A 10575-nucleotide genomic window follows, 5' to 3' on the forward strand; every position below is an offset into this window, starting at 1 on the left:
CATGGCCGCCAGGTGGATCGAGGCCCTCACGGGACCGTGGGACCAGAAGAAGCAGTACCGCCGGGACGTCGCCCGGCTCCAGGCCCTGCCCGAGCCGTACCGGACCGCCGCCACCGGCATGCACCGGTACCTCATGGCCACGTCGGGGCTCACCGACGGGGACGCCCTGGTCCGGATGGTCGGCGACCTCGCCGACCTCTGGGAGAGCGCCGCCGCCGACGAGCGGCCCGTGCGCGCGATCGTCGGGGGGGACCCCGTCGACTTCGCGGAGAGCTTCGCCGAGGCGTACGCCGGCGAACGCTGGATCGACAAGGCCCGCACCCGCCTGGTCCGCGCCATGGACGAGGCCGAGCGTCGGGAGCAGCCGTGAGCACGGCGGCCCTGCGCGCCGGGGCCGGGAGCAGCACGGCCGTCCGCGTGCGCGGCGTCGAGAAGTCCTTCGGCGACGTCCGCGTGCTGCGCGGCGTCGACCTGGACGTGGCCGCCGGCAGCGTCGTCGCGCTGCTCGGGTCCAACGGCGCGGGCAAGACGACGCTCGTGCGCATCCTGGCCACGCTGCTGCGGCCCGACGCCGGTACGGCGAGCGTCCACGGCCTCGACGTCGTGGCCGAGGCCGCGCAGGTGCGCCACGCCATCAGCCTGACCGGTCAGTTCGCGGCCGTCGACGACGTCCTCACGGGCCGCGAGAACCTGTCGCTGATCGCCCGGCTGCGGCACCTGCCGGACCCGGGAGCCGTCGCCGACGACCTGCTCGCGCGGTTCGGCCTCACGGACGCCGGCGGGCGGCGGGCGGGCACGTACTCCGGGGGCATGCGCCGGCGGCTCGACATCGCCATGAGCCTGGTCGGCGACCCGGCGGTGATCTTCCTCGACGAGCCGACCACAGGCCTCGACCCGCAGGCCCGCCTGGACGTGTGGGCGACGATCACACGGCTCGCCGCCGGCGGCACGGCCGTGCTGCTGACCACCCAGCACCTCGACGAGGCCGAGCACCTCGCCGACCGCATCGCGATCCTGCACGAGGGCGTCATCGTGCAGGACGGCACCCTGGCCGAGCTCCGGCGGCTGCTGCCGCCCGCCACCGTCGAGTACGTCGAGAAGCAGCCCTCGCTGCAGGACGTGTTCCTCGCGCTCGTCGGCCCCACCACCGGCACCCCCACCCCCGACGCACCGGCCCGGGAGGACCCGTCATGAGCACCCACGCCGTCTCCGACACCGCCGCCCTCACCGGCCGGTCCCTGCGGCACGTCCTGCGCAGCCCCGACACGATCGTCACGAGCGTCGTCACCCCGATCGCCCTCATGCTGATGTTCACGTACGTGTTCGGCGGGGCGATCGAGACCGGCTCGCGCGGGTCGTACATCGACTACGTGCTGCCGGGCATCCTGCTCATCACGGTGGCGTCCGGGGTCGCGTACACCAGCTACCGGTTGTTCCTCGACGTGAGCAGCGGCATCGTCGAACGCTTCCGGTCGATGCCGATCGCGCGGCCCAGCGTGCTGTGGGCGCACGTCCTGACGTCCCTGGTCGCCAACCTGGCGGGCGTGGCGATCGTGGTCGCCGTCGCGCTGCTGCTCGGGTTCCGCACGGGGGCGTCGGCCGGCGCGTGGCTCGCGGTGCTGGGGATGCTCGCGCTGTTCACGCTCACCCTCACGTGGATCGCCGTCATCGCGGGAGTCGGTGCCACGTCGCCCGACGGTGCGAGCGGCATCGGCTACGTGCTGATCTTCCTGCCGTTCATCAGCTCGGCGTTCGTCCCCACCGACACCATGCCCGGCCCGGTCGCGTGGTTCGCCGAGCACCAGCCGGTCACGGCGGTGGTCGACACGATCCGCGCGCTGTTCGCCGGGCAGCCCGTCGGCTCCGACATCGTGGTGGCGCTCGCCTGGCTCGTCGGCGTGCTCGTCGTCGCGTACCTGGCCGCGGTCGCGACGTACCGGCGTCGGATCGGCTGACGGGTTTCCCCCGACGCCACGGACGATGGATGCTCGTCCCGTGAACCGAGCAGCCGCGACAGTGGTGCACCTGTCGATCCCGAGCCCCGACCTGTCCTGGGCGGGCGTCTCCGTCGGCCCCCTGACGTTCCACACCTACGCGCTGTGCCTGATGACCGGCATCGCGGCGGCGGTCTGGCTGACCTCGCGACGGCTGACCGCACGCGGCGGACCCCCCGGGGCGGTCCTCGACATCGCGATCTGGGCCGTACCGTTCGGCATCCTCGGCGCCCGGATCTACCACGTCGTCACGCACCTCGGGGACTACACGGACGACCCGCTGAGCGCGCTCTACGTGTGGGAGGGCGGCATCGCGATCCTCGGGTCGCTCATCGGCGGGACGGTCGGCGCCGCCATCGCCTGCCGCCGCGTCGGGGTGCGGCTCCTGTCGTTCGCCGACGCGCTGGCCCCCGCGATGCTGCTGGCGCAGGCGATCGGGCGCCTGGGCAACTGGTTCAACCACGAGCTGTACGGCAGCCCCACCACGCTCCCGTGGGGGCTGGAGATCCCGTCGAGCAACGGCGCGTTCCCCGCGGGGCTGCCGGACGGGACGCTGTTCCACCCGCTGTTCCTCTACGAGATGCTGTGGAACCTGCTCGGGATCGCCGTGATCCTGCTGCTGGAGCGGCGCCTGCGGATGCGGTGGGGCACCGCCTTCGGCACGTACCTGGTCTGGTACGGCGCGGGCCGGGTGTGGCTCGAGCTGCTGCGGATCGACCCGACGAGCGTCACGCCGCTGGGGCTGCCCGCCAACGTGTGGGGCGCGCTGGCCGCGGTCGCGACCGGGGCGACCCTGATCGTGGTCCAGCGGCGCCGGCACCCCGAGCCCGAGACCTCGGTGCTGCTGCCCGGGCACGAGCCCGTGACGCCGGACGAGCAGGCGACCGCGGAGCAGGCCGACGCCGAGGACGCCTCGGACGAGCACGCCACGTCCGGGCAGGAGGCCGCGTCCGGGCAGGAGGCCGCGTCGAGCGGCACGGGCACCCCGCCGACGACGACCGACTGAGGACCTCCCCCACCGGACGACGCGCCACGACGCCACGTCACGCGTACGACGCCGTCACCGTCCGCGTCACCCCGTCGAGGGTCAGCAGCCCGCCGTACGGGACGATCCACTGGGGCCGCGTGTGGCCGAACGGCACACCCACGCACACGACGGCGTCGGGGTTGTAGCGCGCGACCTCCCCGACGACGGCGTCGCGCTGCTCGGCCCGGCGCCGCGCACGCTCGTCCGCGTCGAGCCGCACCTCGAAGCCCGTCACGGGCGGGCGGGCGACGCACACACCGGCGACGGCTGCGAGCAGCCCGCGCTCGCCGAGCGAGCGCACCCAGCGCTGCACGGTCGGCGCCGACGGCAGCTCCTCGCTGGTCTCCAGCAGCAGGACCGCGCCCGCCAGGTCCGCGGTGGGCGGGAACCGGTCGGCCATCGCGAGCCAGTCGAGGACGTCGAGGCACCCGCCCCAGGTGGGTCCGGTGACCGAGCGTGCGGGGCCCGCCCACGACCACGGCTCGGTGGGCTCCCGCTCGCCGTGCTCGGTCAGGGCGCGGGGGTCGAGCCAGTCGTGGCCCAGGTCCTCGGACTCGCCGGGCTCGGTCAGCGTGAGCGTCTCCCCCGTCAGCAGCGCCGCGCGCAGCGAGGCGAGGTGCACGGCGTCGACCGCGGGGCCGGGCCCCAGGTGCACCTGCGTGGAGCCGCCGTAGAAGCCGGCGACGCCCTGCTGCCACAGCCAGCTCAGCAGGTTGGTGTTGTCGCTGTAGCCGAGGAAGGGCTTGGGGTCCGCCCGGACGGCCTCGGCGTCGAGGTGCGGGACGACCAGGATCTGGTCGTCCCCGCCGATCGTCGCCAGCACCGCCCGGATGGTCGGGTCCGCGAACGCGGCGTCGAGGTCCCGCGCCCGGTCCTGCGGGGACGCCCCGAGCTGCCGGGTGGTCGGGTACTCGACCGGCACCAGGCCGGTGGCCTCGACCAGCCGGCGCATCGCCTGCTCGTGCACCCCCGGTGCGAACCCGGGCGCGGCGAACGACGGCGACACCACCGCGACGCGGTCACCGGGGACGAGCTTGGGCGGCGTGACGAAGGACGGCATGACGCCACCCCAGCAGAGACCGACCAGCCGGACCCCTTGATTTCCCACTTGTCTTTTGCAAGTGTGAACGGACGTACCGGACGAACCGCCCACGAGGGAGTGCCGCCATGACCATGATCTTCGTCAACCTGCCGGTGACCGACCTGGACCGCGCCAAGGCCTTCTACACGGCCCTCGGCTTCACCATCAACCCGATGTTCACCGACCACAACGCCGCGTGCGTCATGGTCGAGGAGGACCACAGCGCGTTCATGATCCTCACGCGGGAGTTCTTCCAGACCTTCTCCGACCGGCCGGTCGGCAACCCCGCCGAGACGGTCTCGGTGTCCACCGGGGTCTTCCTCGACAGCCGCGAGGACGTCGACGCGACGATGGCCCGGGGCATCGCCGCCGGCGGGCGGGAGGAGCGCCCGGCGGCCGACTACGGCTTCATGTACCAGCGCCAGCTCGCGGACCCCGACGGCAACGTGCTCGAGTTCGGCTGGATGGACCCCGCCGCCGCCGAGCAGGGCCCCGAGGCCTCCATGAGCCAGCAGGCCTGAGCCTGTGGCAGCACGCGACTACGGGCAGTACTGCGGGATCACGCGCGCCCTCGAGCTCGTGGGCGAGCGGTGGGCGCTGCTCATCGTCCGCGACCTGCTCGTCGGCCCCCGCCGCTACGGCGAGCTCGCCGCCGGGCTGCCGCGCATCCCCACCAACATCCTGGCGACGCGCCTCAAGGAGCTGCAGGAGGCGGGCATCCTGCGGCGCGCGCCGCGCTCACGCGTCGTCGTGTACGAGCTCACGCCGTTCGGGCGCGAGCTCGAACCGGTGGTGCTCGCGCTCGGCGCCTGGGGCTTCAAGGCCCTGGGCGAACCGCGCGACGAGCAGGTCCTCACCCCCGCCGCGCTGACCATGACGCTGCGCACGGCCTTCCGCCCCGCGGTGGCGGTCACCCTGCCGCCGACGGCGTACGCGGCACGGGTGGGTGCCGACGGCCTGGTCGTCCGGGTCGACGGCGGCACGCTCGACGTCGCGCCCGGCGACGGGACGGTCGACCTCGCGTTCACCGCCGGACCCGGCCTCCACCGGATCATCTCCGGCGAGCTCAGCCCGGACCGGGCCGTGGCCACCGGCGCGGTCGAGGTGCTGCACGGCCCCGGATCACTGCTGGACCGGTTCGCGACCACCTTCCACCTCGCGGCGTGAGGTGACGATGGCGGCGAGCGTGCCGCGACGACCGGGGTGACGGGCGCACCCGGTACGGACGATGCCCGCATGTCCGCCGTCACGCACCGCACCTGCTCGCCGTCGCCGTCGCGACGGCGACGCTCCTCGCCGGCTGCTCGTCCCCGGCGGGCGGGACCAGCTTGCTGAGCGAGCACGACGTCACGGCGCTCGACGAGCACCCCACGCCGTACGTCGGCCGCTCGAGCGCAGTCGTGGACCTCGCCGGCGCACCCGTCGCGGACCTGGGTGCGGACGCGGACGGCCTGCGGGAGCTGGCGCGACGCGTCGAGCGGGCGAACGGTCGCGTCCCTCGATGCGGACGAACGGGCCCCGTCAGCACCAAGCGGGCGGGCCGACGCGGCCCTGCGGGCTCACCCCTCCGGCAGCACCTCGCGCAGCCGCGCGGCGAACGCCTCCGGCTGCCCGGGCATCCCGTACTCGTCACCCATGAACCCGCCGTGGTGGCTGGGGAAGACGGCGACCTGCGCGCCGAGCAGATCGGCCAGCGCGTGGGTCGTGCGCCACGTGAGGACGTCCTTGCTCTCGATCCCGGCGGCGAGCACGACGTCCGTCGAGGTGGACCGCAGCGCCGCCACGTCCGGGACGTACTCCTTGACCGAGTCGGAGGACCCGGACATCAGCGGGTCGTCGCGCGACCCGTCGTCCTCCGTGGGCAGGCCGAACTGGGCCGGGTCGGGCAGCTCGGCGAGGAAGTCCGCAGGGAACGGGCCCTGCCACGACGTGAGCGCGATGAACGCCGCCATGCCGTACCCCCAGCCACGTTCCCGGTAGGCGGCGTCGCCGCGCGCCGACGCCGCCATGGCGTTCTCGGCGTCCGGCAGCACGGCGAGGATCGGCGGCTCGTGCGCGACGAGGGTCCGGACGTCCTCGGGGTACGCGGTGACCCAGGCGAGCCCGGTGATCGCGCCGCCGCTGCTGCCCAGGACGTCGACCGGGCCTGCCCCGAGCTCCGTGACCAGGGCGTGCAGGTCCTCCGCCTGCTCGGCCGGGTCGTGGTCCGTGCGTCCGTCCTCCCGCGTGCTGCGGCCGATGCCGCGGGGGTCGTAGGTGACGACGGTCCGGTCGGTGAGGTAGGAGGCCAGCGTGCCGAACCCGGTGGCGTCCATCGGCTGGCCGATCAGGAGCAGGGGCGGGCGCCCGTCCGCGGTCGGCAGGGGGCCGCGCACGTCGTAGGCGAGCGTCGCGCCGGGCACGTCGAGGGTGCGGTACGCCGAGGTGTCGGTCATCAGGTCCTCCGGGGGCAGGTGCGGGGTGTGAGGTTCCGACCCGGCTCGATGGCGGATCTCATCGGGGTCCAGGGGACACCGCCGGCTCTTCGACCTAGCAGTGGGGCGCGGTGGCGACGTCGGCGCCGATCAGCGGCCAGTGCTCGCGCGGCACGTAGCCGGAGTACGTCACTCCCTCGTAGCTGATGCCGCCCTCCGGGTACTTCGGCACCGGGCCCTGGTCGTTGACCAGCCACTCCGCCGGCACCCAGCAGAAGGTGTCGCCAGGGAACATGTCGCGGACCATCGGCGTCGGGTGCCCCGCCGCCGCCCACTGCGCGTACGTGAGCCGCACGCCGTTGAGCTTGGTCTCCGCGCCCGGGTTCCCCGGGTACGTCTCCGCGATCCCCGCGTCCCACGAGAGCTTGGCGTAGGCGACGCTCCGCTCGACGAACGCCGGGAACCCCGCGGCCCGCCACTCGTCGAACGTCAGGATGTGGTTGACGCCCCCGAACTCCGCGATGATCTCCGGCGACGACAGGAACTTCGTGTAGCTCGTCGTCGGCAGCCAGGCGGCGGCGCGGGGCGTCGGGTATCCCGCTCGCGCCCACTCGTCGAAGGTGAGCACCTGCCAGATCGGCTCGGCGTGGGGGAAGGTCGTCCGCGCGACGATCTGCGGCGCCCACGGGTACTTGAGGTACTCGGTCGGCGCGGGCACCGGGGCGGGCGCACCCCAGGCCAGCCACGTCTCGAACGACACCGGCTGCATCGTCGGCTGCCTCAGCCCGTAGTCGGTGACGAGGACGGACGTGTAGGGCCGGGAGTAGAACGGGAAGCCGGCCCGCGCCGCAGAAGCCGGCGCGGCACCGAGCCCGGCGACGAGCAGGACCAGCGTCGCGAGCGCGAGCAGACGACGGGCGACCATGGGCGTGCCTCTTCTCGCAGGTGGGGGGCGCCACGATAGCGACGATGCGGGAGCCGCGGGGCGGATCACGCCGATGATCACCCGTACCGGCTCACCGGCGCGCGCGGACGACCGGAGCTCGGCCGACCGGACGGACCGGCCGCACGTCGTCGGGACCGACCTGCGCGCCGGCCTGACGGTCCGCGAGCTCGACGCCTCGACGTGGGGCGCGTTCGCCGAGCTCGTCGAGCGGAACAACGGGATCTTCGGCGGGTGCTGGTGCATCGGCTGGCACCCCGAGTGCGGGCAGCGCGGCATCAGCCACCGCGACGTCAAGGAGCAGCGCGTGCGCACCGGGCGCGGCCACGCGGCTCTCGTCCTCGACGCCACAGGCCAGGCACAGGGCTGGGCCCAGTACGGCAGCCCGCAGGAGCTGGCGAACATCAAGCACCGCCGCAGGTACGACCAGGAGCCCCCGCCGGTGCCCGACTGGCGGATCGCGTGCGTGTACGTCGACCGGCGGCACCGCGGCCAGGGTGTCGCACGCGTCGCCGTGGAGGGCGCGCTGGACTCCATCGCCCGGCAGGGCGGCGGCCTGGTCGAGGCCATCTCGGAGACGACCGCCGGCCGCGAGGCGCAGGGGCGCTTCCTGTTCAGCGGGACGGTCGAGCTGTTCGACCAGTACGACTTCGACCGGGTGCGGCAGGTCGGCATGCACGCGTGGATCGTCCAGCGGGTGATGGCCGCGCGCTGAGCGGGCGTCGGCCGCGGGATGCTGCACGTGGCCCGGCAACGTGGTCAGGGGTCCGACGACCCTGTGATGACCGGATCAGTCGAGCGAGCTCTGGACGCCCTTCAACTGCACCACCAGGGCGGGGATCACGTCGCGCGCCGTCGAGACGAGAACGTCGACATCTGTGGACCAGTACCCGTGCACGATCCGGTTGGGCGCGCATCCCTGCGGCCTGGCGCCACGGCACATCGGGGTGCTGGTCCCGCGTCGCCTGGGACACCTGGTTCGCCGCTTCGCCGAGGACGGCGAAGTTCCACGGGAGCGCGTCACGCACCGTCGCGTCCTGCTCGACGGCACGCGCATCACGGTCCGCCGTCAGCGCGATGATGCGTGTCGCAGCGCCGATCATCTCGGCGACGAACAGGACGTCAGGCCGCATAGAGCGCCTGGGCCTCCGTCTCGATCCGTTCTCGCAGCAGGGGGTGCACCGCCCTGCGTGACACAAGGTCCACGGGACGCCCGAGGATCTCCGACATCTCCTCGGCAGCGTCGACGATCTCCCAGGTGACGTGCCGCCCAGGAAGCAGGTCGTAGAGCACGTCGATGTCGGAGTCCGCACGGTCCTCGTCACGCGCCACCGAACCGAACACCTCCAGCCTGGCGAAGCCGTACCGCGCGCACAGCTCGACCAGCGCACGGTGCTGACGCTCGTCGACGTGGATCATCGCGAGAGGCTAGCCGTCCACCAGCAGCGAGGGGAGGATCCGGCGCAGCGCCTCACCAAGATCGCCAACGTGACAGTGGTCGCACCACCGGGGCCCGCACACCCGCGACGCGTACCATTTCTGCGGCCCTCGCCCCCGAGACGGCTCTTCTCCTGCAGGACGGACGGCGCATGCCCGCGCACACCACCACCCCGGTGCCCCCCACCGACGACACCCCCGACGCAGCGACCGGTGCCGGCGTCGACCCCGCCGAGTTCGCGACGTTCCTGCGGGTGATGGACCAGGTGGCCGTCCTGCCGCAGGAGCACCCGCAGCACGCCGCCGCACGCCGCGCCGCGTCGGGCCTGTTCAAGGCCGCGAAGAAGCACCGCCGGGGCGAGAAGCGCCGCCTGCTGGCCGAGGCCGACGCCGCCGTCATCGCCGCGACCGCCACCGGCAGCCCGGGCCGGATCGACGACGAGACCAACGGCATCCCGCTGTCCTCGTCGGCCACCGGGGCGATCGCGGGCACCCTGCTCAAGCCGCGCCCGTGCTACGTCTGCAAGGAGGACTACACGGTCGTCGACGCGTTCTACCACCAGCTCTGCCCGTCCTGCGCAGCGCTGCACCACGCCAAGCGCGACGCCCGCACCGACCTGACGGGCCGGCGGGCGCTGCTCACCGGCGGGCGCGCGAAGATCGGCATGTACATCGCGCTGCGGCTGCTGCGCGACGGCGCGGACCTGACGATCACCACGCGCTTCCCGCGGGACGCCGTGCGCCGGTTCGGTGCGATGGAGGACTCGGCCGACTGGATGGACCGGCTGCACGTCGTCGGGATCGACCTGCGCGACCCGTCGCAGGTGGTGTCCCTCGCGGACCACGTGGCCGCGCAGGGCCCGCTCGACATCCTCATCAACAACGCCGCCCAGACCGTGCGCCGGTCGCCGGGCGCGTACTCGCAGCTCGCGGAGGCGGAGTCCGCCCCGCTGCCGGACGAGGCCGCCGCGCTGATCACGACCTTCGGCCAGACCAGCGACGCCCACCCGCGAGCGCTGGCGGGGTCCGTCAGCGAGCTCACCAGCCCCGCGCTGGCGATCGAGCGCGCGAACCGCGCCGCGGACGAGCTCGTCGCCCAGTCCCTGACGGCCGAGGCGGCGAGCCTCGAGCGGCTGGTCGCCGGGACGTCGATCGACGCGGGCGGCCTGATCCCGGACGTCGCCGAGACCAACTCCTGGGTCGCGACCGTCGAGCAGGTCGACCCGATGGAGCTGCTCGAGGTGCAGCTCTGCAACCAGACCGCGCCGTTCATCCTCATCAGCCGCCTGCGCCCCGCGCTGGCGGCGTCGCCCGCCCGCCGCACGTACATCGTCAACGTGTCCGCGATGGAGGGCGTGTTCTCCCGCGGCTACAAGGGCCCGGGCCACCCGCACACCAACATGAGCAAGGCCGCGCTCAACATGCTCACGCGCACCAGCGCGGCGGAGATGCTGTCCGACGGCATCCTCATGACCGCGGTCGACACGGGCTGGATCACCGACGAGCGCCCCCACTTCACCAAGGTGCGGCTGGCCGAGGAGGGCTTCCACGCCCCGCTCGACCTGGTCGACGGCGCGGCGCGGGTCTACGACCCGATCGTGCGCGGCGAGGCCGGCGAGGACCTGTACGGCTGCTTCCTCAAGGACTACGCCCGCTCGCAGTGGTGAGGACCCGCCGCC

General features: G+C 73.5%; 13 protein-coding genes. 8 read left to right on the top strand and 5 right to left on the bottom strand.

What is annotated here, in order from left to right:
- Position 1 precedes the first annotated feature (1 nt).
- From BMZ16_RS16000 to lgt, 4 genes are read left to right on the top strand one after another with little or no spacing between them, the layout of a single operon-like run.
- Entirely contained in the window at positions 2–370 is a 369-nt protein-coding gene (locus BMZ16_RS16000) for a DUF1048 domain-containing protein (protein ID WP_089802342.1), read from the top strand.
- On the top strand, positions 367–1194 hold the full coding sequence (locus BMZ16_RS16005) for an ABC transporter ATP-binding protein (RefSeq protein WP_255366755.1): 828 nt from the start codon (positions 367–369) through the stop codon (positions 1192–1194). The genes BMZ16_RS16000 and BMZ16_RS16005 overlap by 4 nt, the downstream gene beginning before the upstream one ends.
- The gene (locus BMZ16_RS16010) at positions 1191–1955 is read left to right on the top strand and encodes an ABC transporter permease (protein ID WP_089802344.1); all 765 of its coding nucleotides are present in this window, start codon (positions 1191–1193) and stop codon (positions 1953–1955) included. The genes BMZ16_RS16005 and BMZ16_RS16010 overlap by 4 nt, the downstream gene beginning before the upstream one ends.
- Positions 1956–1995: 40 nt before the next feature.
- A complete protein-coding gene (gene lgt / locus BMZ16_RS16015) occupies positions 1996–3000 on the top strand; it encodes a prolipoprotein diacylglyceryl transferase (protein ID WP_369822647.1) in 1005 nt (334 codons plus the stop codon).
- A gap of 37 nt (positions 3001–3037) precedes the next feature.
- Here the strand turns inward: lgt and BMZ16_RS16020 are convergent, their stop codons facing one another.
- A complete protein-coding gene (locus BMZ16_RS16020; RefSeq protein ID WP_089802348.1) occupies positions 3038–4081 on the bottom strand; it encodes a S66 family peptidase in 1044 nt (347 codons plus the stop codon).
- A 107-nt stretch (positions 4082–4188) separates the two neighbouring features.
- On the opposite strand from BMZ16_RS16020, the gene BMZ16_RS16025 reads away from it, so the two are divergent.
- Positions 4189–4623 (top strand): VOC family protein, encoded by a 435-nt coding sequence (locus BMZ16_RS16025; RefSeq protein WP_089802350.1) that lies wholly within the window; start codon positions 4189–4191, stop codon positions 4621–4623.
- A 4-nt stretch (positions 4624–4627) separates the two neighbouring features.
- Positions 4628–5269 carry a winged helix-turn-helix transcriptional regulator gene (locus BMZ16_RS16030; RefSeq protein ID WP_089802352.1) on the top strand — a complete coding sequence of 214 codons (642 nt, stop codon included), beginning with the start codon at positions 4628–4630 and terminating at the stop codon, positions 5267–5269.
- A gap of 392 nt (positions 5270–5661) precedes the next feature.
- Here the strand turns inward: BMZ16_RS16030 and BMZ16_RS16035 are convergent, their stop codons facing one another.
- Entirely contained in the window at positions 5662–6537 is an 876-nt protein-coding gene (locus tag BMZ16_RS16035; RefSeq protein ID WP_089802354.1) for an alpha/beta fold hydrolase, read from the bottom strand.
- 94 nt (positions 6538–6631) lie between these two features.
- Positions 6632–7441, bottom strand: coding sequence for a hypothetical protein (locus BMZ16_RS16040; RefSeq protein ID WP_089802356.1), 810 nt, complete (start codon positions 7439–7441; stop codon positions 6632–6634).
- Positions 7442–7514: 73 nt separating this feature from the next.
- Here BMZ16_RS16040 and BMZ16_RS16045 point away from each other — a divergent pair, with 73 nt between their 5' ends.
- On the top strand, positions 7515–8174 hold the full coding sequence (locus BMZ16_RS16045) for a GNAT family N-acetyltransferase (RefSeq protein WP_255366756.1): 660 nt from the start codon (positions 7515–7517) through the stop codon (positions 8172–8174).
- Here BMZ16_RS16045 and BMZ16_RS20085 read toward each other — a convergent pair.
- Positions 8074–8592: a HepT-like ribonuclease domain-containing protein gene (locus BMZ16_RS20085; protein ID WP_089802358.1), complete on the bottom strand. Its 519-nt coding sequence runs from the start codon at positions 8590–8592 to the stop codon at positions 8074–8076. The two genes, BMZ16_RS16045 and BMZ16_RS20085, sit on opposite strands and share 101 nt — an antisense overlap.
- On the bottom strand, positions 8582–8878 hold the full coding sequence (locus BMZ16_RS16055; RefSeq protein WP_089802359.1) for a nucleotidyltransferase family protein: 297 nt from the start codon (positions 8876–8878) through the stop codon (positions 8582–8584). Before BMZ16_RS16055 ends, BMZ16_RS20085 begins: the two co-directional genes overlap by 11 nt.
- 170 nt (positions 8879–9048) lie before the next feature.
- Between BMZ16_RS16055 and BMZ16_RS16060 the strand changes: the two genes are divergently transcribed.
- Entirely contained in the window at positions 9049–10563 is a 1515-nt protein-coding gene (locus BMZ16_RS16060; protein WP_089802361.1) for an SDR family NAD(P)-dependent oxidoreductase, read from the top strand.
- Positions 10564–10575: the final 12 nt, after the last annotated feature.

This window comes from Cellulomonas sp. KH9 (assembly GCF_900114185.1).
GTDB lineage: Bacteria > Actinomycetota > Actinomycetes > Actinomycetales > Cellulomonadaceae > Cellulomonas.